This is a genomic window from Salibaculum halophilum (genome assembly GCF_002094885.1).
Taxonomy (GTDB): domain Bacteria; phylum Pseudomonadota; class Alphaproteobacteria; order Rhodobacterales; family Rhodobacteraceae; genus Salibaculum; species Salibaculum halophilum.
On record NZ_MSIT01000032.1, the window covers coordinates 1 to 22,065 of the forward strand.

Below are 22,065 nucleotides of genomic sequence, written 5' to 3' on the forward strand. Positions count from 1 at the left end.
GGGCGGCGGGGGCGGCGCGGCCGCCGGCATCGCCACGCCCTTCGACTGGCACCCGGCCGAGGGGCGCGGCCAGCCTGCGCCGGTGGACCCGCAGCCGGACGGGCCGGCCAACAGGCTGGCGGCGCTGGATCACGACGCCACGGGGCTGATGCTGCGCTGGGCCGACGGGGCCGAACAGCGCCTGGCCGACCGAGACCTGCGGCTGGCCTGTGCCTGCGCCAAGTGCCGCGACGAGATGTCGGGCAAGCCGTTGCTCGATCCGGCCAGCGTGCCGCTGGACATCGCCCTGACCCGGGTCTGGAGCGTGGGCAATTACGCGCTGGGCCTGGCCTTCAGCGACGGGCACGACACCGGCATCTACACCTTCACGGCGCTGCGCGCGATGCAGGGATCGGAGATGGAGGATGTCTGAGGCGGCCACGCAGCGGCGCATCCGCGCCCAGGCCTCGTCCCGCGATGCACATGTGATGAGCTTCGTGCTGGACGCCGAGGTGCAGCCGGGCCGCGCCGCCCGCTTCGACGGGCCAGAGGATGCGCCGTTGTCCAAGGCGCTCTTCGGCGTCAGCGGCGTGACCCACGTCGAGGTCAGCGGCGCGACGATCCGGGTGCAGAAGTCCGAAGGCGCCGACTGGGCCGACCTGAAAGCGGCGATCGCGGCGGCGATCCGCACGGTGCTCGATTTCACCGACACGCCGCTGGGGCAGGCGGCCGAGGACCGCGAGTCCGACGCCGCGCTCCTCCAGCGGGTCGAGGACTTGCTTCAGGCCCAGGTCAACCCGGCCGTCGCGGCGCATGGCGGGCACATCTCGGCCGACCGGGTCGAGAACGGCACCGTCTACCTGCGCATGTCCGGCGGCTGTCAGGGCTGCGCGGCCTCGGCGGCAACCCTGCGCGAGGGGGTGGAACGCATGCTGCGCGCCGCGCTGCCGCAGGTCGCGGACATCGTCGATGTCACCGATCACGCGGCGGGCACCAATCCGTTCTACACCGCCGACACCGGCACCTCGCCGGTGTTCAACCGCCCCGTTCCGCCCGGTGTCATCGCCCGCGAGGACGGCCAGGTCAGCGTCGATCCCGACTACCTTGGCCCCCGCCTCGGCCTGACGCCCGAGACCCTGCGCGCGGGCATGCAGCGCGGCGATGTCGTCGGCGTGACCGAAACCGGCGAGGGCGCGGACGCGGGCAAGACCCGCATCGTGATCCGCAGCCCCACCCGGGCCTGGGCCGCCGAGATCGCCGAGGACGGCAGCGCCCGCGAGATCCCGCCGCCCCCGCCCGCCGAAGAGGCCGCCGGGCAGGAAAGCGCCCTGTCGACGCGGGTGCGCGCCTACTTGTCCGGGCTGACGGGCGACACGGCGGTCGTGACCTACGGCGCGCTGGCCCGCGCCCTGGGGCTGTGGACACCGGGCTCGGTGCGCAGGGTGACCGCCGCGCTCGAGGCGACGATGCGCGCCGATGCCGCCCATGGGCGCCCCTTCATCGCCGCCCGCGCCGTGGGCCGGGGCCGCGACGCCCTGCCCGGCAAGGGCTTCTTCGACCTGGCGGCGGCCCTCGGCCGCGGCCCGGCCGAGGGCGAGAGCGCGCAGGACTACCATGCCCGCGAACTCGCCCGGCTGGGTGGCACGGTCGACGACGCGGCCGGGGCCTGAGCCCGCCGCCGGCGTGGCCACGGGCCTGGCAACCGAAAGGGGGGCGTTTTGGCCCATGATTTCCAGGCCGCGGTGATCGGGGGCGGCGCTGTGGGCCTTGCCTGCGCCGCCGCGCTGGGGCAGCGCCTCGGGCCGACGCTGGTGCTCGAGGCCGCGGCGCAGTGGGGCAGTGGCATATCGTCCCGCAACAGCGAGGTCATCCACGCCGGGCTCTACTACCCCACCGGCAGCCTCAAGCATCGCCTCTGCCTGCGCGGGCGGCAGATGTTGTATGACCACTTGGCGCGCCTTGGCATTCCGCATCGCAAGTGCGGCAAGCTGGTCGTGGCCACCGACGAGGGCGAGCTGGAGCAGATCGAGGCCCTGGCCGGGCGCGCGCGCGACAACGGCGTAGAGGGGGTGCGGATGCTGTGCCGGCAGGACGTGGCGCGCATGGAACCCGAGCTGCGGTCGGTCGGGGCGCTGTGGTCCCCCGAGAGCGGCATCTTCGACAGCCATGCGCACATGCTGGCCCTAATTGCCGAGATCGAGGCGACGGGCGGCCATGTCGTCAACGCGACGCCGCTGGACGGCGCGTCCCCTCTGGCGGATGGCTATAGGGTGCGCACCGGCGGGGCGGACCCGGCCGAGGTAACGACCCGCGTCCTGGTCAATGCTGCGGGACTGTCGGCGCCGGACGTGGCAGCGCGGGTCGAGGCGATGCCCGCCGGCGCGATCCCCCGCCAACGCCTCGCCAAGGGCTGCTACTTCGGCCTGACCGGGCCGGCCCCCTTCCGGCATCTGGTCTACCCCGCGCCCGTGGACGGCGGGCTGGGCGTGCATGCCACCATCGACCTAGCCGGACGGGTGCGCTTCGGCCCCGACGTCGAATGGCTGCCACCGGGCACGACGGTTGCGCAGGTTGACCACGGTGTGCCCGCCGACCGCGCCGCCGCCTTCCAGGAGGCGATCCGGCGCTACTGGCCCGGCCTGCCGGACGGCGCCCTTTTTCCCGATTATGCCGGGGTGCGCCCGAAACTGACCGACCCCGGCGCCCCGGCGGCCGACTTCGTGATCCAGGGCGTGCGCGACCACGGGTTGCCCGGCCTGGTGAACCTCTTCGGGATCGAAAGCCCCGGCCTGACCGCCGCGCTGGCCATCGCCGAGCAGGTCACCGGGATGCTGGCCGCCGACGCCTGAGCAAACAGCGGGCGCGTCGGTGCCGCCGCGCGGTCGGGGCCGAGGGACCATCGCACACGCTGAGACGGTCCGCAGACCCTTCGGCATGCGACATGCTGTCCGACGGAGGTCGAAGACGATCGTCGCATTGGTCCCTTGGGGTCCCTGTTTGGCGGTTCGCCGTCCGCACGGGGCTGTTGCTCGATCCGCAGCACGGGCCCGCGCCTCCGCATGGATGAGCACGGCAATCGGACCCACCATAATGGCACCGGTCGGACCCGAGGTTGGTGGTGACCACTTCTTCACGCGAGACCGACACCGGATCGCCGAAAACCGCCGTTGCCCTGCGGGTCGGGTCATCCGAGGCCGCACGCCCCGGAAACAGCCAAAATCTCGCAGATGACACCCTGATGCCCTCGAAACGGGCTATCTTGTTGGCCAGGGTGACGGCGCGCTTGAAAAGACGCGAAAGATCCGCCAGCGTGGCGTTAGTAACAGGTCTCTTGAGCCGGCGCATTGCCCGCCCAGCCCCATCGTGCGGCGCCGCGGCAGTTCGTATCGTGGTGTGCGAGGCGCTTGATACCGCCCGGCACGCACTACCCTGATCGTGGAGATCAGAACGGGAAGGCCCGCCATGCCCCGCACCGTCTTTCTCACCGGGATCACCGGCTTCATCGCCAAGCATGTCGCGCTGAAGCTCCTTGAGGCCGGCCATACGGTCGTCGGCTCGACGCGCTCGCTCGACCGCGCCGGAGAGCTGAAGGGCGCGCTGCGCCCACATCTGACCGACCCGCAGGTGGTCGAGAATCGGCTGCGGCTGGTGGCGCTGGACCTCACGCAGGATGCCGGTTGGGCCGAGGCTCTTTCCGGGGCCGACGTGCTGGTCCACACCGCCTCGCCCTTCCCGATGACCCAGCCGAAAGAGGAGGCGGCGCTTATCCGACCTGCGGTGGACGGCGCGCGCCGGGCGCTTCGCGGCGCGCAGGCGGCCGGCATCGACCGGGTGGTGCTGACCTCCTCGGCCGTGGCGGTGATGAACACCGAACTTGCCTCCGGCAAGCCGGCCTATGACGAGGCCGACTGGACCGACACCGCCCATCCGGGCGTCACGGCCTACGAGAAATCCAAGACGCTGGCCGAGCAGGCCGCCTGGGATTTCGTGAACGATGACGCGCCCGGCATCGCGCTCACGGTCATCAACCCGGTGCTCGTCCTCGGCGCGCCGCTCGATCTCAACTACGGCACTTCCGTCCAGGTCGTCGAACGAATCCTGAAGGCGCAGGACCCGATGCTGCCCCGGATCGGCTTCCCGATCGTCAATGTGACCGACGTGGCCGAGATGCATCTGCGCGCGGTGGATTGGCCCGAGACGGCGGGCAAGCGCTACATCGCGGCGGAGGAATTCCTCTGGTTCCGCGACATTGCCGAGGCCATCAAGGCCGAGTACCCGGGCCGCAAGGTGGTCACCCGCGAGGCGCCGGACCTGGTGGTGCGGGCGCTGGCGGTCTTCGACCCGGCGATCCGCACAGTGCTGCCTTCGCTTGGCAAGCGGCGGGACGTGTCGGCGGCACGGGCGCGCGATGAGATGGGGATTGCCTTCACCCCGGCGGCGGAAAGCGTGCGCCGCTCGGCGCGCTTCCTCGTGGAAAAGGCCGGGCTCTGAGCGGGAGTGAGCGCGGGCCGCGGGGCCGTCCGACCCCCGCGCCCATGCTTCGTTGTTCCTGACCCTGCCGATCCCCTTCGCCTCTTGCCCGGGGGACGAGACGAACTCGGGCTATGCAGGTTCGACCGGTACGACATCAAGTAAGTGTGCCGCCGGAGATGGTGTGTCGTCGGTAGGCGCCGACGGGTCGAGGATATCGGTCGCCGCACGTCCGACGATCGACGCACAGGACGCGCGGGATCAACGCTCGGGCGAAATCCATGCGTCCTTGCGGACGAGCCTTTTGCAAACCACTGACCGACTTCGCATGTCGGCCTTGAGTCGCCTGACGCGGCAGGATGACGGGGCGGTCGCCAGTTTCCGGGGCCAGCTCGAAAGCCGTGGCCCGGCAGGCGGATCATTACGGGTTGACGTGTCGGGTCGTGGCAGGACTTTGAAGAGGGGGTCCGGCGTCGCCGCCGCTCGGACGTGGATGCAGGCAGTGGCGGCCGGCTCCGAATTTTCTGTCGCGCCGAAAATACGGCGCGGTCTGCTCGGCGCCTCCGGTAATTCCGATTTCTGGGTCCCGGGGCGGGAGTCCACATCGGAGGTCGGCACCGTGTCGTTTGGCGCATACGGAAAACACTCGGCCGGGCCTGTTGTATTTTCGGGGGCCTCACGGCGTTGAACGATTTGCCGGGTTGGCCTGTGTTGAGGTAAACGCCTGTACATTTTTCCGAAATCGGCGGCGATGCTGCCTTTAATGTCGCGTCCGGCCGCTCCGACAACCTGATGAAGACAATCGTCCCGAGAGCCCGGACACAATTGGACGTCGGCGCCCGGCAGATCGAGCTTGGCGGGATGGCTGCCTCGCAACATGACGTCGGTGACGATCCGAGATTAACGATGCGTTTTGCCTCCGGTGGAGATGTGGTCGACGTGATCGGTTTTGGGCGCTCCGGCGACAGTCTTCGGTTGGAAACCGGTGTCGACCTGCCTTTGGCAGAGCAATCCGGACCCGTCGCTGTCACGATTGGGCCGGCAATCCGGCGTCGCGCGCGACACTTGCAGCAGCGTGCCCTGCCGCCGTTTGCTCAGATCATAAACCCTCGCGGCCCGTAGCCGAGCAGGTTAACGGGAGGCCAGCCACCTGGTCGTGCAGCCCAGATGGTCCACGTAACAGTGGCGCGTCCTGCGCTTGCGGCGACCGGATCACGCCGCCGACCCCCGAAGTGATCAACCGGCGGCCGTCGCGCGCTGTCGGCCGTTCGTGGCCGGTTGACAATCGCGGCGGGGCGCGCAGGTTTGGAGCGCATCGCCACCCGGGAAACTGTGCCTTGTCCCCTTCGCCGAAACTCGACGGATATGATCGCGCGATCCTGCGCCAGTTGCAGCGTCACGGGCGCATGACCAAGGTCGCCTTGGCCGAGGCGGTAAACCTGTCGCCGACCCCCGCGCACGACCGGATGAAAAAGCTCGAAAGGGCCGGGCTGATCACTGGCTATCGCGCCCAGGTGGACCTGCGCCGCATCGCGCCGATGACCGAAGTCATGGTCGAGGTCACGCTGGCCAACCACCGCGCCGCGGATTTCCGCCGCTTCGAGGCGGCGCTGGAGGACCGGCCCGAGGTCTGCACCTGCTGGGCACTGGGCGGCGGGGTGGACTATATCCTGCGGCTGGTGGTCGCCGACGTGGATGCCTACCAGCGGCTGATGGACGAGATGCTCGACAGCGATCTCGGCATCGAGCGCTATTTCGGCTATGTCGTCACCAAGCCGGTGATCGACCGGCCCGCGCGCATTCCCGACTGACCCGCGAAATCCTCGCGGCAGACCGGCTTGCGCCCGAGAATCTTCGGATCGGGGGGCTGAACTCGGACGGATCGTCTGGCGCGGAAAGTGTAGGATGTCACCAACCCGACACGTCTGCCAAGGAGTGCGCCATGCCCGACGATTTCCGCGCTGCCTCGCCGCAGTTGACCGACGCCCGGTTGCTGCGGTCGTTTTCCTATGTCGGCGGCAAGTGGGTCGCCGCCCAAGACAACGCGACCCGCCCGGTCACCGACCCGGCCAGCGGCCAGGTCATCGGCCATGTCGCCGCGCTGTCGGGGGCGCAGGCACACGCCGCGGTCGATGCCGCCCAGGCGGCCTTTGCCGGATGGTCAATGACCCTGCCGCAGGACCGCGCCGTGATCCTGCGCCGCTGGTTCGACCTGATGATCGCCCACCGCGAGGACTTGGCCCGGATCATGGTGGCTGAACAGGGCAAGCCGCTGTCCGAGGCCCGCGGCGAGATCGACTATGCCGCCTCCTTCGTCGAATACTATGCCGAGGAATCCAAGCGCCCCAACGTCGAGGGTGTCACCAGCCACCTGCCCGATGCCGAGGTTGAGCTCTGGCTGGAACCGGTGGGCGTGGCCGCGCTGATCACGCCGTGGAACTTTCCCGCGGCCATGCTGACGCGCAAGGCCGCGGCGGCGCTGGCGGCGGGCTGCACCGTTGTCGCGCACCCCAGCGTCGAGACGCCCTTTTCCGCGCTGGCGCTGGCCGAACTGGCCGAACGGGCCGGGGTGCCCGCCGGGGCCTTCAACGTGATCACCGGCGATGCACCGGCTATCGTCGAACCCTGGACGCAGGACGCCCGCGTGCGCGCGCTGTCCTTCACCGGCTCGACACAGGTGGGCCGGCTGCTCTACCGGCAGTCCGCCGAGACGGTCAAGAAACTGGTGCTGGAGCTTGGCGGCCACGCCCCGGTCATCGTCTTCAAGGGCTGCGACCTGGACGAGGCCGTGGCCGAGGCCATCAAGGCGAAATTTGCCACCTCGGGGCAGGACTGCCTGGGCGCGAACCGCATCTACGTCGAGCGGCCCGTCTACGACGCCTTCTGCGAGAAATTCACGGCCGCGACCCGCGCGCTCAGCGTCGGGCGCGGGATGGACGACCCCGACATCGGCCCGCTGATGAACGAGGCAGCGGTGCAAAAGCAGGAAGACCAGGTCGCCGATGCGCTGGACAAGGGTGCGACCCTGGCCTGCGGCGGCGCGCGGCTCGACCTCGGGCCGCTGTTTTACGCGCCCACGGTGCTGACGGACGTGCCTGACGACGCGGCCATCATGTCCGAGGAAACTTTCGGCCCCGTGGCCGCGATCACGCCCTTCGATACCGAGGAAGAGGTCGTCACCCGCGCCAACGACACCGAATACGGGCTGGTCGCCTACCTGCACAGCCACGACCCGCGCCGCATCTACCGCGTCAGCCGGGCGCTGCAGTTCGGCATGGTCGCGGTCAACCGCACCAAGGTGACGGGCGCGCCGATCCCTTTCGGCGGGACCAAGCAATCCGGGTTGGGCCGCGAAGGGGCACGGCGCGGCATGGAAGAGTTCATGGAATTGAAATACGTCTGCCGCGACTGGGCGTGACGACAGCGACAGGGCGGCAAGGAAATTCCAGAATTTCCTTCGCCCCCGGCAAGCGAAAGGACGAAAATGCTGAAGAACGACATGCTTGAACAGTGGGACAGGGACAGCTTCCTTCATCCCTCCACCCACCTGGCCGGGTTCGCCCGGGGCGAGGCGCCGCAGCGCGTCGTCACCGGCGGCAAGGGCTGCCATATCGAGGATCGCGCGGGCAATCGCCTGCTGGATGCCTTTGCCGGGCTCTACTGCGTCAACGTGGGCTACGGCCGCCCCGAGATCGCCGAGGCTATCGCCGACCAGGCCCGCGAACTGGCCTATTACCACGCCTACGTCGGCCACGGCACCGAGGCCTCGATCACCCTGGCCCGGATGATCCTCGACCGCGCGCCGGCGGGCATGTCCAAGGTCTACTTCGGCCTTGGCGGGTCGGACGCGAACGAGACCAACATCAAGCTGCTGTGGTACTACAACAACATCCGCGGCCGCCCCGAGAAGAAGAAGATCATCAGCCGCTGGCGCGGCTACCACGGCTCGGGGCTGATGACCGGCTCCTTGACCGGGCTGGAGGCGTTCCACAACAAGTTCGACCTGCCGCTGGCCCAGGTCATCCACACCGAGGCGCCCTATTACCTGCGCCGCCCCAACCCGGACATGAGCGAAGAGGCCTTCAGCGCCTGGTGCGCCGCCGAACTGGAGGCGCTGATCGAGCGTGAGGGTGCCGACACCATCGGCGCCTTCATCGGCGAGCCGCTGCTGGGCACCGGCGGCATCGTGCCCCCGCCGGCCGGCTACTGGGAGGCGATCCAGCCGGTCCTGAAAAAGCACGACATCCTGCTGATCGCCGACGAGGTGGTAACAGGCTTCGGGCGGCTGGGGACCATGTTCGGCTCAACCCATTACGGGATCGAGCCCGACATCATCACCATCGCCAAGGGCCTGACCAGCGCCTATGCGCCGCTGTCGGGCTCCATCGTGGGCGACAGGGTCTGGCAGGTGCTCGAACAGGGCACCGACGAGAACGGCCCCCTCGGCCACGGCTGGACCTACTCGGCCCATCCCATCGGGGCGGCCGCCGGCGTGGCCAACCTCAAGCTGATCGACGATCTGAACCTGGTGGAGAACGCGGGCGAGACCGGCGCCTACCTCAACCGCGTCATGGCCGAGGCGCTTGGCGCACATGCCCATGTCGGCGAGGTGCGCGGCGCGGGCATGCTCTGCGCCGTGGAACTGATGCAGGACCCGGCCGCGCACCGCTTCTTCGATCCAGCCGACAAGGTCGGCGCGGCGGTGGTGGGCGCGCTGCTCGACCAGGGGGTGATCGCGCGGGCCATGCCGCAGGGCGATATCCTGGGCTTCGCCCCGCCGCTCTGCCTGACCCGGGCCGAGGCGGACGAGATCGCCGACAAGACCGCTAGGGCGGTAACGAAGGTTCTCGGCTGATCGCGCCGGCCTGCGCCGGGGGTGCCCCGCGCGCCCCCAGCGCGTCCAGAACCGCGCCCATCCAGGCGCGCTGCGTCTCGGGGGCGGCGAATTTCGCCACCAGCGCGCGCGAGGCCGCCGCCATCTCGCGGCAGTGCGCGGGGTTGGACCGGGCCCAGTCCAGCCGCGCCTCGATGTCGTCGCCGCCAGGGGCGAGCGGGATGTAGTGTTCCCAGGGGCGGAAGGCGGCCGTGTAGAACAGCTCCCACTCGTCCTCTTCCTTGAGCACGACGGCATTCGAGGCCGCCGCCGACAGGAAATTCGAGCCGGTGTCGTTGCCCGACAGCGACAGCACGTACTTGCCCCGCTGCACCCAGGTTTCGGGCACGCGGCCGGTGACAAGATGGGCCAGCATCCGGTCCTGACCGGCGGTCTGATGCTTGGGCGGTAGGACGAATCCCATCTCGAAGCCGGGCCGTCCGTGCAGGCGCGCGACCACGCGGTAGCGTGTCACCGCCCCAAGCGCCTGCCCGATATGGTGGCGGCGCTCGGCCTCGGGCCCCTCGGCCAGCGCGCGCAGGTAGTGATGCGCCATGCGCCGCTCGCCCAGCTCGGGCGCGAGGTGCGGCCAGGGTTTGCCTGTCAGGTTGCCATACCACAGGCAGAGGTCGGGCTTGTCCTTGAAGGGCACGTCGTCGGCCGGAAAGGCCCCGGGCCGCCCCTCCGGGGCGAGGTCGTGATAGCCGGGCAGGGGCCAGAGCACCAGGTTCGCCGCGCCGGGCCGGCGGTTGTAGGCCAGCGTGCGCTGCGCCGGGGGTGGCCGGCCGCCGGCGCCCGCCTCGCGCGCGTCCTGCATGTCGAGGGCCAGGGGCGGGCGCGCGCCCAGGTCCTGCAGCCCGTTCACCACCGCCTGCACCCGGTCGCGGGCCTGGTCGTGCGCCTGCGCGAGGTAAGGGCCATCGGCCGAGCGGAGCAGGGGCAGGGGCTGGCCGTCCTTGCCCGCGATCGTACCGTCCGGGTGCCAGAAGGCCGCGGCGGGGCTGAGCGCGCCGTTGCCCCCGCCCTCGGCCACCGTGCCCAGACAATGTGCCGCCACCGCGTCGGCGAAGGCTTGGTCGGGCCGGCCCGGCCGGCGGCGCGGGCGCCGGGCGCGGGCGTGCAGGTCCTCGGCCAGGGCGTCGATCTGCGCGACGCTCTCGGCCGCGCTCTCGATGCCGCGGTCGGTGGGCAGATCGCCCAGCGTCACCCAGGGCGCTGCCCAGTCACGCAATTTGTCGTCGGCATCGTGGCTCAGGTCGAAATGCAAAAAGCGCGGCTTGCCCTCGAAATGCCGCAGCACGCGCAGCTTGTGCGCTGCACGCTCCTTGAGCCAGGCCTGCGGCAGATCGCGCCGATGACAGCCCCGGTGCCGCGCCTCGCAGTCGGCAAAGCGCCCCGCGCGGTGAAAGAAGCGGCTGGCGATCCAGTCCGCCGGGTCGCGGTCGTTGTAAATGAACAGGGCATCGGGAAACTGCGCCTGAAGAAAGGCGAAGTGGCGAAAGGCCTCGATCTTGGGCAGATGCGGCTTGTTCCAGCGTTGCAGCCCGGAGACCCCCACCAGCCGCGGCCAGCGGTCCAGCGGCCGCGTGCCCTGCGCGGCATGCCAGGCGATATCGGCGGCCAGGTCGCCCGTGCGGTCATGCCGCCAGCGCAGCCCCGCGGCCTGAAAAACATCGCGGAACCACGCGCCGCCACAGCGGTTGAACCCGATCAGGAAGATGCGCGAAACCTCGCCCTCGCTCATTGGCGGCCTGCCCCCGGTTTGCCTCGCAATCAGCCTAGCCAGCGCGCGCGCAAATGTCAGGGCAGGACCGGGGCGATTTTGTGGGTCCTTGCCTGTGGTCCCCGGCCCGCCTAAACTGAAAATTTAACCGACCCGGCCCAAGACCGGGGGAGGATCATCGGTTCAGGGGGCGGGCACATGGCGGAGCTTTCGAGGGGCAACCACCTGTTCTACGGCGACAACCTGGACGTGCTGCGCGCCATGCCGGACGGCTTTGTCGATCTGGTCTACCTCGACCCGCCGTTCAATTCCAACGCCTGAGACGACCTGCGGGGCAAGAAGTGAGCGGCTGCTTTGCGCCGGGAGCGGGGTTTGCATAGTCAGGGCCGTTACTCGACAGCGGCCTTTTGTGCAGTTTGCGACGAGCGCAGCTTCAGAGGTCACCTTGACATTGATGTCTAGGTCTTGTGACGAGCCTGCATGTGTATTACGACTTACATACAGTCGGTCGGTGTCGGTATAGGACAAGCTTTTGGCTCTTGCTCTCCAAGCAATAAAATATATGATTTGGCTTAACGTTCTTGTGGGCGTGATGGTTCTGGTACTTTTTGGAATGTCGCCGGATCGGGTCGGCCATTTACCATTTATCCCCTTCTTGGTAAATATAGGTTTTCTATATGTTTTTTTCATTGGACTAAGACGAGAATATTTGTAGGTCGCGATTTTATTCTCTTTGTTTTGCATTTTCGACATCTTGGGCGCAATAAATGGCGGCCTTGAGCCCATGAATATTGCTAACCTTCTAGACGCTGTTCTTTCTTTTGTGGCTATCTGTGGGATGGTGATTTGGTTTCGCAATCGACCCACTACGGGAAGTCCTGGAAAAATATCATGAGTGATGGCAACGGCATAGTCTCGCACTGCTGCCGCGCGACTGACACAGCGTGAAGGTCCGCTCCACCCTGCACTGCAGTTCCACGCTACGTCCGCTCAGGGGCCGACAACCGCCATTCCCTGCTGCTCGCGCGAACAGCGCCAAAGGCCCCGCGCGATCGGTCATGCCGGAGGCATGCTTTCAGCATGACCCGCTCCCCGGGCTGGCGATTTCGGGGGCTGGGCGCGCCGTTCCACGCTTTTGTGGATTGGGCAGACATAAAGCGCGTCGACCGACCGCCGGATCGCCATCCCGCGGTCTGGCCATCGCGCGTCTTGGGCCTCCACCGCGCACCATGCCCCATTGCCAAAGCCCGCAAACCCCGACATATCGGGGCGCATGACCGACCTGACCCATATCCGCAATTTCTCGATCGTCGCGCATATCGACCACGGCAAGTCCACCCTGGCCGACCGGCTGATCCAGGCCACCAACACCGTGCCCGACCGCGACATGAAGGAACAGTTGCTCGACGCCATGGACCTCGAGCGCGAGCGCGGCATCACCATCAAGGCCAACACCGTGCGCATCGAGTACGACGCGCTGGACGGCCAGCACTACGTGCTCAACCTCATCGACACGCCCGGCCACGTCGATTTCGCCTACGAGGTCAGCCGGTCCATGCGCGCGGTCGAGGGCTCGCTGCTGGTGGTGGACAGCACGCAAGGAGTCGAGGCGCAGACCCTGGCCAACGTCTACCAGGCCATCGACGCCGATCACGAGCTGATCCCGGTGTTCAACAAGATCGACCTGCCCGCCAGCGACATCGACCGCGTCGCCGAACAGGTCGAGGATGTCATCGGCATCGACGCCTCGGGCGCGATCCCCGTTTCGGCCAAGTCGGGCGAGGGCATCCGCGACGTGCTCGAGGCCATCATCGCCCATCTGCCCCCGCCCGAGGGCACGCGCGACGCGCCGCTCAAGGCCATGCTGGTCGACAGCTGGTACGACCCCTACCTCGGGGTCATCGTGCTGGTGCGCATCCGCGACGGGGTGCTGAAAAAGGGCGAGCGCATCCGCTTCATGCAGAACGGCACCGTCCACCAGGTGGACCGCATCGGCGTCTTCAAGCCCGCCATGCAGACGGTGGACGAACTCGTGCCGGGCGAGATCGGCTTCCTCACCGCCTCGATCAAGCAGGTGCGCGACACCCGCGTGGGCGACACCATCACCCACGACAAGCAGCCCTGCGACACCGCCTGGCCCGGCTTCAAGCCCGCCCAGCCGGTGGTGTTCTGCGGGCTGTTCCCCGTCGACACCGCCCAGTTCGAGGACCTGCGCGAGGCCATCGACAAGCTGGCGCTCAACGACGCTTCGTTTTCGTATGAGATGGAAAGCTCGGCCGCGCTGGGCTTCGGCTTTCGCTGCGGCTTTCTGGGGCTGCTGCACCTCGAGGTCATCCGCGACCGCATCGAGCGCGAATACGATATCGAGCTGATCACCACCGCGCCCTCGGTCGTCTACCACGTCTACCACAAGGACGGCACCTTCGAGGAGCTGCACAACCCCGCCGACATGCCCGACCCCTCGCTGGTCGCCCATGTCGAGGAACCGCGCATCAAGGCCACGATCCTGGTGCCCGACGAATTCCTGGGCGAGGTGCTCAAGCTCTGCCAGGACCGGCGCGGGATACAGCACGACCTCAGCTATGCCGGCTCCCGCGCCATGGTGGTCTATGACCTGCCCCTCAACGAGGTGGTCTTCGACTTCTACGACCGGCTGAAATCCGTCACCCGCGGCTATGCCAGCTTCGACTACCAGCTGACGGGGTATCGCGAGGACAACCTCGCCAAGATGCAGATCCTGGTGAATGACGAGCCCGTGGACGCCCTGTCGATGATGGTCCACCGCGACCGCGCCGAGATGCGCGGCCGGGCCATGTGCGAGAAACTCAAGGACCTGATCCCGCGCCACATGTTCAAGATCCCGATCCAGGCGGCCATCGGCGGCAAGGTAATCGCCCGCGAGACGCTGTCAGCGATGCGCAAGGACGTGACGGCGAAATGCTACGGCGGCGACGCCTCGCGCAAGCGCAAGTTGCTGGACAAGCAGAAGGCTGGTAAAAAGAAAATGCGCCAGTTCGGGAAAGTGGACATCCCGCAGGAGGCGTTTATTAACGCGTTGAAGATGGATGGTTGATAATGAGTAAGCGCGACGTTCCCGTACTCGATCTGCCAAACCGCTGGGAAAAGCTTATTAGCCGGGCAGAAGGAACGGGTATTGATCCAAAAGAATTTGTCGAGCGAGTTGATGATGCTGCTGAGCGTGTTGACGAACTTTTAAATCTTGTCCAGGCATCAGGTGGAGGAATATTCGAGGTATTTCTAGGCTTTTCTGGATCCGGGAAAACCACATTCGTAAATACACTTCCCCGATTTTTTGACGGCATTGAAGTTGAGTCCTTCCCATCGGATCAGCCTCTCGACACCTTGAAGGAGTTTATTTCGAAAAAATATGTCTCATCGCGTGACAGAAAGAGAATTATTCTCATTGAAAGACGAGACAATCCTGATTCTCACGATTTGGACAGTGTGCGCGATTGTTTCGTAAAGCTATTGGATTTTTTCCGCACATCCAAAGGAACAGTCCTCGTTCTATGGACCGTCACAGACGAGCCCGCTGCTGAAAAAATTACGGAAACAGCTTGGGCAGTCGGGCGAGACTCAATTGTAGATCCACAAAGCAGGGGCCTTTATAGATTTAATGGATTAAGCCGAAATAAATACAAGTCTGTAGCCGACAACACTGCTCGTAATCTAACTGGGGATGGACTAGAAGTTTTTGGTATAACAGACGAAATCGCTACTGATTTATTAACAGATTGTGAGACTATTTCGGATTACTACGGCAAACTCGTTCGAAAATCACGTCAGGTGCAGGGTGCAACTTGGACCATCCTTAAAGAGCGAGTGCATCCCAAGCTCTGGATCGTACTGCCTGGAGATACTCGTGATACTATCAACTCAACAGTACGTGCGTTAACTCAAGGAACGAGGAGCCGAATAGACGTCGACCTTCTACGGGAATTTATTACAGATCCGAATAATAATGCACAATATGTCAAAGACTGGAAGCAACGCCTTGGTACCTTGGCGCACATATTTCGCACCTTGGACGTTCGCTTGTTTTCTATGCCTCCCAATGTTTCCGTTGCAGCGATACGGTGTTTCGCCAACGATGACTTGAAGACTAGGCTTGAAAAGAGGACCGCCTCCAAGACGCAAAGCGCGACTGCACTAAAAAAGACCCGTGTTTACAAAGAGATTTTGGCTGAGCTTTCCGTTAAAGCGCAGCCATTTGCGGAGGGAGGAAAGATTTCGAAGAGCACTGAAGATGAATATCGTAGGATACAGCGGCAAGCGGCTGATACAGACAAACCTTTGAACAAAGCTCTTGGGGAATTGATCAGGTTTACACTTCAGGAGGACTCGCCGAGCTCTGAAATTTCAATTGAAAAAAAGGATCTAGCTAACACTGGTTTGCAACCGGACATTTTGGTCAAGCTATCACCGAACGATTTTATTTGTCTCGAGCCAACCTGGCGAAGCTCAGGTCATCCAATTCCACCTCAAAAGCACAAAAATCAAAATACATTGGCTGAGGCCCATATTAAGCAATATGTACTTAACAAAGCACTCGATTATACTAAGGCGATGGGCCTCTAATTTTCGCGTGAAGGAAGATGCTTAGGTAACGATCTAATTGCCTAACGCTCAACCTGCCTTGGCCCTGGACCGCGATGGATTGCGCCGCGGGACAGCCCCCTTTGACCCATATCAACGCCGCCCGCCCCGACACATGCCAGACATCCCATGCGACCACTCAAGGGAGTCTCACATGGGCCGTCTTGCCGCCATTCTGTTCTTTGTCATCGGCACCTCGCTGGCCGGGACCTTCATCATCGCCGGTCTGGTCATGGGCCTCGATACCGCCCGGCCGATCATCATCGCCGCCGCGCTGGGCTTTACCGTCGCCGTGCCGGTCTCGGTCATGGTCGCCAAAGCCATCCTGAACCGGGGATGACGCATCTGGCCCGGGCCCTTTTCGGCGTCATCGCCTCGACCCTCGCGGGCACCGGCGTGGTCATCGCGCTGGTGGCCGGGGTGACGGGGCTGTGGCCGCTGCTGGCGGTGGCCGCGCTCGGGGCTGTCGTGGCGCTGCCCGTCTCGGCGCGGGTGGCGCGGGGCCTGGGCGGCTAGGCGAGGAAAACCCTCAGGGTCTTCTCGACCTCCTGCGGTTTCTCGGCGTGCAGCCAGTGGCCCGCCCCCGGAATGCGGGCAAAGCGCGCGCCCGGGAACAGCGCCCGGATCGTGGCGCGATGCCCGGGCTGCACGTAGTCCGAGGCGCCGCCCGACAGGAACAGGGCGGGGCCGTCGAAGCGGCCGTCAACCTCGGGCCAGCCGATGATCCTGTCCATCTCGCGTTCCAGCACGTCGAGGTTGAGTTTCCAGCGCCCCTGGCCGGCATCCAGCGATTGCAGCAGGAACGGTTTGACCGCCGCATCCACGTCCAGCTGCGCCGCCGCCTGCGCCCGGCGGGTGATCCCCGAAAGGTCGACCGCGCGCATGACGGCGATGTTGTGCGCCTGCGAATGGGTATAGGCGACGGGCGCGATATCGGCCACGACAAGGCGCCTGACCAGTTCGGGCCGGGTCAGCGCCAGCATCATCGCCGCCTTGCCGCCCATGGAATGGCCTACCACGTCCGCCGGACCGTCCAGCAGTTCGGCCAGGTCGTCGGCCATCTCGGGATAGGACTGCGTGTCGAACCAGGGGCTGTCGCCGTGGTTGCGCATGTCGGGGGCCAGCACGTGAAAGGCATCCGACAGGCGCTTGCCGATCGCGCCCCAGTTGCGCCCCGAGCCGAACAGGCCGTGCGCGATCAGCAGGGTCGGCCGGCCCGGTTGGCCGTGTTCGGTCACGTTCAACATTTCAATACCTTAGCCCCACGCGCGCGGAATGGAAAGCGCGGCCCCGCCGCCTAGGCATCGGTATCCAGCCAGAGCGTGACCGGCCCGTCGTTGACCAGCGACACCGCCATGTCGGCGCCAAACTCCCCGGTTTCCACCGGGACCCCCTGCGCCGCCAGCGCGCGGGCGAAGGCGGTGTAGAGCCGCGCGCCCTCCGCCGGGTCGGCGGCGCGGGAAAAGCCGGGGCGGTTGCCGCGGCTGGTGTCGGCGGCCAGGGTGAACTGGCTGACGACAAGCGCCGAGCCGCCATGATCGCGGATCGATCGGTTCATGCGCCCGGATTCGTCCTTGAAAATCCGCAGCTTGGCGATCCGCGTGGCCAGTTTGTCGGGCTGGGCGTCGGTGTCGCCCTGCATGGCGCAGACCAGCACCAAAAGGCCCGGTCCGCATTGGCCGATGACCGCGCCGTCGACCCGGACCGCGGCCTCGGAGACGCGCTGGACCAGCGCCCTCATAGCTCCGCCCGCGTCGGCGGATTGGCCCCGGCGCGCGCAACAGTGACGGCCGCCGCCCGCGCGCCCAGGTCCAGCGCGGCGCGCAGTGTCTCCGCGTCGAGCGCGGCCAGCGCCGGTTTCGTCAGCGCCCCGGCCGCGTCCAGCCCGGCCAGAAGGCCCGCGTTGAAGGTGTCGCCGGCCCCGACCGTATCGACGACCTGCGCGGCGGGGGCCGGTACGAAGACCTCGTTCTCGGCGGTGTAGCCGGTGACCCCCTTGGCGCCCTCGGTGATGCAGACAAGCCGGGTCCGCGCGCTCAACAGCCCGCTGGCCAGGTCGCGCGTGGCGCTGTCACCGCGCAGCCAGGCAAGGTCCTCGTCCGACAGCTTTATGATGTCGGCCGCCGCCATCATTCGCTCGATCCGGTCGCGATAGGCCGCGGCATCCCGCACGAAGCCGGGGCGGATGTTCGGGTCGAGCATGGCCACGCGGGTGTCGGCCTGTGCCAGCATCAGGTCCTCGTAGACCTGGCCGCAGCCCGCACCGACCAGGGAAATCCCGCCGAAAAACAGGGCGTTTGCCGTGATGTCGGGCAGGTGTTCGGGCCGCAGCGACCGCAGCGCCGAATGCTCGTCGTAGAAGGCGTAGCTCGCCTGGCCGTCCACCAGCCTCACGAAGGCGAGGGTGCAGGGCGCGTCCAGCCGGGGCGACGGGCTGGCGTCGACGCCGCTCTGCGCCAGGCGGTCGCGCAGCAGGTCGCCCAGGAAATCCGACGACATCCCGCAGAGGAACTGCACCCCCGCGTCCAGCCGCCCCAGCGCCACCGCTGTGTTGAAGACCGCGCCGCCGGCATGGGGGGCGAAGGCCGCTTCGCCCTGCGTGGACTGCCGGGGCAGCATGTCGATCAAGGCTTCGCCGCAACAAAGGATCATGTGTTCACCAGCATGTAGGCCCCAACATAATGTGGTCCCTCGTAAACAGGACGGGACAAAGCCCGGTCAAGCGCAAACTGCCCTCGCAATCGCCCCTGACCTGGGTCAACGGCAAAATCGACGGCCACGGTTTGCAAGGCATGGTGCCCAAGGGCCCGATCACGGCAGCGCATACAGGAACACCCAGCCGGCAAGGAAAAAGCGGGCCAAGAATTCGAATGTGTCGGGAGACAGAAGTTGCTGCATCAACTCTGCCCGCCCATGATCTCGCGGGCAATATCGCGGGCGATGGGGGCGGCCTCGGCGGCGGTCATGCCGGCCCTCAGCCGGTCGTCATACAGGATCCGCAGCAAAAGCTCGTCATGACGGGTCAGCAGGCCGAATTCCTCGTCGTCGTTGAAGATCGAGGGGCGCGCCTGCGGGCTGTCGTTGGCCAGGCCCAGCCCTTGCGCGATCTCCTCGTGGATGCAGGCCAGGCGCATCAGGTCGGGGTGCTCGCCCCGGATCAGGGCCACCGCCCGGTCATAGCCCGGCCCGCCGCGCGCCGAACTGGCGAGCACGAGGCAGAAGGTCTCGCGCGGCATGTCGGTGACGGCGCGCAGGGTGGTCTCGGTTATGCCCGGGAACAACCGGCGCAGGCGGGCGCGCAGGCCGGCTCGGTCGTCCTCGTTGAGGAACAGGACATGGAAATTCGGGTCCTGCCGGGTGACGGACATCTCAAGCCCCGAGACGCGCGCCAGCCGCGCGACATAGTCGCTGACGGCGGCCCGGTCGGCGCGGCGCTGGGCCTGAGGGATGGTGTCGCCGAATTCGACAGCCATGCGCACGGGGGTTTCCCAGCGGCGCAGGCGGCTGACGTTGTCCTGGGCGCGCAGCCTGCCGCCGGTGTCGAGGTATTCGTTGAAGAGCGCGATGCGCACGAAGTTGCGCGCCAGCATGGTATCGGTGAACCGCGCCCCCGGCCCGCCGCCGTCGGTGCGCAACAGCCCCTGCGCCAAAAGGTCGTTCTGGACGCGTTGGTAGTGCCGGCGCAGGGCCCGGCTCTCGGGCGACAGGGTCTCGGCCTCGGGTGACCGGCCTTGTTCGCTTTCGGCGGGATCTGGGCGGGGCGCGCCGTTCATCCCGCTCAGGTCGTCACACCCGGCAAGCAGCAGGCCCAGAACGCCCGCGGCCAGCGCCTTGCCCATCCCGCGCCCGGCCATGCGATCAGGCCCCGGCCGCGGCCGAGCGGGCCGTCGCGTCCTCGGGGGGGCGCCCGGCCCTGGCGGCGGCAAGGGTGGATTTCAGCTCGGCCTCCATGGTCTGCAGCTCGGATTCGGCCGCGGCGCGGCGGCGCTTGCCCTCGTCGGCGATATGCAGGCTTTCCTCGATGGTGCCGATCAGGTCGGCGTTGGCCTGCTTGACCGCCTCGATGTCGAAGATGCCGCGTTCCATGTCCTCGCGGACGGTCCGGTTGGCGCTGCGCAGGTTTTCCGCGTTGGCGGTCAGCAGGTCGTTGGTCAGGTCGCTGGCCTCGTGCACCGCCGCGGCGGCCTCGGAGGACCGCTGGATCGTCACCGCCTGCGCCAGCTGGGTTTCCCACAGCGGCACGGTGTTGATCAGCGTCGAGTTGATCTTGGTGACCAGCGACTTGTCGTTCTCCTGCACCAGCCGGATCGAAGGCAGAGACTGCATCGTCACCTGGCGTGTGAGCTTGAGGTCGTGCACCCGGCGTTCCAGATCGTCGCGCGCGGCGCGCAGGTCGCGCAGTTCCTGCGCCGTCATCACGCCGGCTTCCTCCGACGCGGCCTCGACCGCCGCCTGCTTGGCGGGGATGGTGGTCTCGTCCAGCTCTTTCAGCTTGGCCTCACCGGCGGCGATGTAGAGCGCCAACTCGTCGTAGAAGGCCAGCGTCTTTTCGTACAGCCTGTCGAGGCTCTCGATATCCTTGAGGAGGACGTGTTCATGCTTCAGCAGATCGTCGGTCACCCGGTCGATCTGGCCCTGCACTTCCTCGAACCGGGCGGCGAACCTGGCCGCCGGCGCCGCGCGGCCAAGCAGCTTTTCCCACCACGAGCGGTCGCGGCGCACGTCCAGTTCGCTGACGTTGAAACCGCGGATGGTGGTGACAATCTCGCGCAGGCTGTCGCCGGCCGGGCCCACGTCCTTGTTGCGCACGCCCTGCAGCATGGATTGGCTTATCTGCTGCAACTCGGCCTGGCCCGCCGATCCGAACGAGATGATCGAGTTGGTGTCGGTCAGGTCCAGCTCGGCCATGCGTTTGTTGATCTCGGCGGCGGTGGCGGGGTCGGCCGTGTCGGCGGTCACGACATCGGCACCCGGCTCGGGCAGGACGGTTGCCGAGACCTGCGCGACCTCCGCCTCCGCCGCCTGTGCCTTCTGCTTTGTATCGGCTGTTCTGTCGGACATTTCAATTCGCTCCAATGGAAACGGGCGTCATAGCCCTTCACGCTGCAAACGGTCGCGCAGCACCTTGATCTCGACCTCCATGTCGCTGCGGTCATCCAGCAGCATTTTCTCGGTCCGGGCGGCGAAATTCTCCTCCAGGTCGCCCAGCAGGGCCTCGAAATCCGCGCGCGCCGTGGCGTCGCCGGTGCGGGCGTAGTGCGCGGCGAACCTGGCTGTCGCGTCACGCGCGCCCATCAGGTAGACGCCGAGGAACTTGCGCGCGCCGGCCAGGTCGCGGGGGTCCTGCTCGACGGTGCGGATCATGCGCCGCGCGGTGGCCTGGAACTGCATGACGCGGCCCTCGAGGCGGCGGTCCTTCAGCTTGGCGACATGGTCGCGCATGGCGTCCAGATAGGCCTCGGCCTCGTCCACCACGCGGGCCACGCGGTCCTGCTGGAAGGTATCCACGCCCGCGGCGCGCTTGTCCCGCAGAGGGTCGGGGCCGAAGGCGGCGACGTGCAGCCCGGCCGCGGCCAGCGCAAAGAGCGCGCAGGCCAGCAGCCCGTCGCCATTGGCATGGGCGGCGATGCCGATCCCCAGCCCGGTGAGCGCCGCGCCCGGCATCTTGCGCGGCAGGGCGGGGCGGCGCGCCACCCGGCGCGCGTCATAGGCCGCGTGGGCGCGTAGTCCCTCGCGCGTCAGCCAGGCCGCGAGCGTCAGAACCGTCGCGCCGGCGAGGCCGAGGACCAGCCCCGTCGCGCCCTCGTTGAGCGAGGTGAAGGCAAGAACGACCCCCGGACCGAACAGCAGATTGGCCCGCGCCCCCGCCGCGTCGACCCGGCGATCCTCGTGCAGCACGGGGTCGCGCGGTGCGCCCGGATCGCCGCCGGGGCTGTGCTGACCGCCATAACGCCGAGCCATCGTCAAAGCCCTCCGAGCCAGCCGGTCACCACCCCGAACATCAGGACGATCAGCAGCGCATAGGCCATGGTCTTGACGCTGTCAGGCACCTGGCGGCCCCCGCCGCTGGACCCGGGCCGCGGGGCTCCCGGGTCCAGCGGCGCCGACAGTCGCGCGATGATGGCGGCGACCAGTACCAGCGCCGCAACCCCGGCAAGGATGAGGATGAGTCGTGCCATCGTGCTCCACGCGTCTTTCCCTGGAAAGATAGGCGAAGGGCCGCCCCGTTACGAGGGGGCCGATCCGCCGAAGGCCGCCCCGACGGCAAGGATGCACAGCCCGCCGGGCCCGGCAAGGGTCAATCCGGTCGGGGTTTGCCCGCCCCGGCCCGCCGCGCCGGGCGCTTGCGGTTGCGCCCGCGCGTGGTTTCCGCGTCCAGCCCCAGCTGGTCGCGCACCACGCG

General features: G+C 67.0%; 21 protein-coding genes. 13 read left to right on the forward strand and 8 right to left on the reverse strand.

The annotated features are described in order from the left end of the window. The 8 genes from BU124_RS13205 to BU124_RS13235 form a co-directional block, all read left to right on the forward strand. On the forward strand, window positions 1-412 hold a 412-nt coding region (locus tag BU124_RS13205), incomplete at its 5' end, for a DUF971 domain-containing protein (RefSeq protein ID WP_143530000.1). After that, entirely contained in the window at window positions 405-1,649 is a 1,245-nt protein-coding gene (locus BU124_RS13210) for a DUF6522 family protein (RefSeq protein WP_084864047.1), read from the forward strand. The genes BU124_RS13205 and BU124_RS13210, both read left to right, overlap by 8 nt. 48 nt (window positions 1,650-1,697) lie before the next feature. Next, entirely contained in the window at window positions 1,698-2,828 is a 1,131-nt protein-coding gene (locus BU124_RS13215) for an NAD(P)/FAD-dependent oxidoreductase (RefSeq protein WP_084864048.1), read from the forward strand. A 613-nt stretch (window positions 2,829-3,441) separates the two neighbouring features. Then, entirely contained in the window at window positions 3,442-4,470 is a 1,029-nt protein-coding gene (locus BU124_RS13220; RefSeq protein ID WP_084864049.1) for an NAD-dependent epimerase/dehydratase family protein, read from the forward strand. Between the two features lie 720 nt (window positions 4,471-5,190). Further along, entirely contained in the window at window positions 5,191-5,571 is a 381-nt protein-coding gene (locus BU124_RS14645; protein ID WP_179141930.1) for an autotransporter domain-containing protein, read from the forward strand. Between the two features lie 215 nt (window positions 5,572-5,786). Further along, complete coding sequence (locus BU124_RS13225; RefSeq protein ID WP_281250905.1) at window positions 5,787-6,260, forward strand: Lrp/AsnC family transcriptional regulator; 474 nt, start codon at window positions 5,787-5,789, stop codon at window positions 6,258-6,260. Window positions 6,261-6,391: 131 nt separating this feature from the next. Further along, a complete protein-coding gene (locus tag BU124_RS13230; RefSeq protein WP_084864050.1) occupies window positions 6,392-7,867 on the forward strand; it encodes an NAD-dependent succinate-semialdehyde dehydrogenase in 1,476 nt (491 codons plus the stop codon). Window positions 7,868-7,933: 66 nt separating this feature from the next. Then, a complete protein-coding gene (locus BU124_RS13235; RefSeq protein ID WP_084864051.1) occupies window positions 7,934-9,304 on the forward strand; it encodes an aspartate aminotransferase family protein in 1,371 nt (456 codons plus the stop codon). Here BU124_RS13235 and BU124_RS13240 read toward each other — a convergent pair. Beyond that, the gene (locus BU124_RS13240; RefSeq protein WP_084864052.1) at window positions 9,276-11,066 is read right to left on the reverse strand and encodes a glycosyl transferase family 90; all 1,791 of its coding nucleotides are present in this window, start codon (window positions 11,064-11,066) and stop codon (window positions 9,276-9,278) included. The genes BU124_RS13235 and BU124_RS13240 overlap by 29 nt on opposite strands. A 177-nt stretch (window positions 11,067-11,243) precedes the next feature. Here BU124_RS13240 and BU124_RS15145 point away from each other — a divergent pair, with 177 nt between their 5' ends. The 5 genes from BU124_RS15145 (at window position 11,244) to BU124_RS13255 (ending at window position 16,178) form a co-directional block, all read left to right on the forward strand. Then, on the forward strand, window positions 11,244-11,366 hold the full coding sequence (locus tag BU124_RS15145; protein WP_281250906.1) for a hypothetical protein: 123 nt from the start codon (window positions 11,244-11,246) through the stop codon (window positions 11,364-11,366). 952 nt (window positions 11,367-12,318) lie between these two features. Further along, window positions 12,319-14,118 (forward strand): translation elongation factor 4, encoded by a 1,800-nt coding sequence (gene lepA / locus BU124_RS13245; protein WP_084864053.1) that lies wholly within the window; start codon window positions 12,319-12,321, stop codon window positions 14,116-14,118. A 2-nt stretch (window positions 14,119-14,120) separates the two neighbouring features. After that, window positions 14,121-15,644, forward strand: a complete 1,524-nt coding sequence (locus BU124_RS14650) for a hypothetical protein (RefSeq protein WP_143530002.1) — start codon at window positions 14,121-14,123, stop codon at window positions 15,642-15,644. Between the two features lie 172 nt (window positions 15,645-15,816). After that, window positions 15,817-16,002, forward strand: a complete 186-nt coding sequence (locus tag BU124_RS13250) for a CTP synthetase (RefSeq protein WP_084864054.1) — start codon at window positions 15,817-15,819, stop codon at window positions 16,000-16,002. After that, window positions 15,999-16,178 carry a hypothetical protein gene (locus BU124_RS13255; RefSeq protein WP_084864055.1) on the forward strand — a complete coding sequence of 60 codons (180 nt, stop codon included), beginning with the start codon at window positions 15,999-16,001 and terminating at the stop codon, window positions 16,176-16,178. Before BU124_RS13250 ends, BU124_RS13255 begins: the two co-directional genes overlap by 4 nt. Here the strand turns inward: BU124_RS13255 and BU124_RS13260 are convergent. The 7 genes from BU124_RS13260 to BU124_RS13290 form a co-directional block, all read right to left on the reverse strand. Beyond that, window positions 16,175-16,909 (reverse strand): alpha/beta fold hydrolase, encoded by a 735-nt coding sequence (locus tag BU124_RS13260; protein ID WP_084864056.1) that lies wholly within the window; start codon window positions 16,907-16,909, stop codon window positions 16,175-16,177. The two genes, BU124_RS13255 and BU124_RS13260, sit on opposite strands and share 4 nt — an antisense overlap. A gap of 50 nt (window positions 16,910-16,959) precedes the next feature. Next, window positions 16,960-17,403 carry a D-aminoacyl-tRNA deacylase gene (gene dtd / locus BU124_RS13265; RefSeq protein WP_084864057.1) on the reverse strand — a complete coding sequence of 148 codons (444 nt, stop codon included), beginning with the start codon at window positions 17,401-17,403 and terminating at the stop codon, window positions 16,960-16,962. After that, window positions 17,400-18,314: a carbohydrate kinase family protein gene (locus BU124_RS13270; RefSeq protein WP_084864058.1), complete on the reverse strand. Its 915-nt coding sequence runs from the start codon at window positions 18,312-18,314 to the stop codon at window positions 17,400-17,402. The genes dtd and BU124_RS13270 overlap by 4 nt, the downstream gene beginning before the upstream one ends. 245 nt (window positions 18,315-18,559) lie before the next feature. After that, a complete protein-coding gene (locus tag BU124_RS13275) occupies window positions 18,560-19,516 on the reverse strand; it encodes a DUF2927 domain-containing protein (protein WP_245831700.1) in 957 nt (318 codons plus the stop codon). Window positions 19,517-19,520: 4 nt separating this feature from the next. Continuing rightward, window positions 19,521-20,723 (reverse strand): toxic anion resistance protein, encoded by a 1,203-nt coding sequence (locus BU124_RS13280; RefSeq protein WP_084864059.1) that lies wholly within the window; start codon window positions 20,721-20,723, stop codon window positions 19,521-19,523. 27 nt (window positions 20,724-20,750) lie between these two features. Then, entirely contained in the window at window positions 20,751-21,623 is an 873-nt protein-coding gene (locus BU124_RS13285; RefSeq protein WP_084864060.1) for a 5-bromo-4-chloroindolyl phosphate hydrolysis family protein, read from the reverse strand. 2 nt (window positions 21,624-21,625) lie between these two features. After that, complete coding sequence (locus BU124_RS13290) at window positions 21,626-21,841, reverse strand: hypothetical protein (RefSeq protein ID WP_084864061.1); 216 nt, start codon at window positions 21,839-21,841, stop codon at window positions 21,626-21,628. Between the last annotated feature and the right edge of the window lie 224 nt (window positions 21,842-22,065).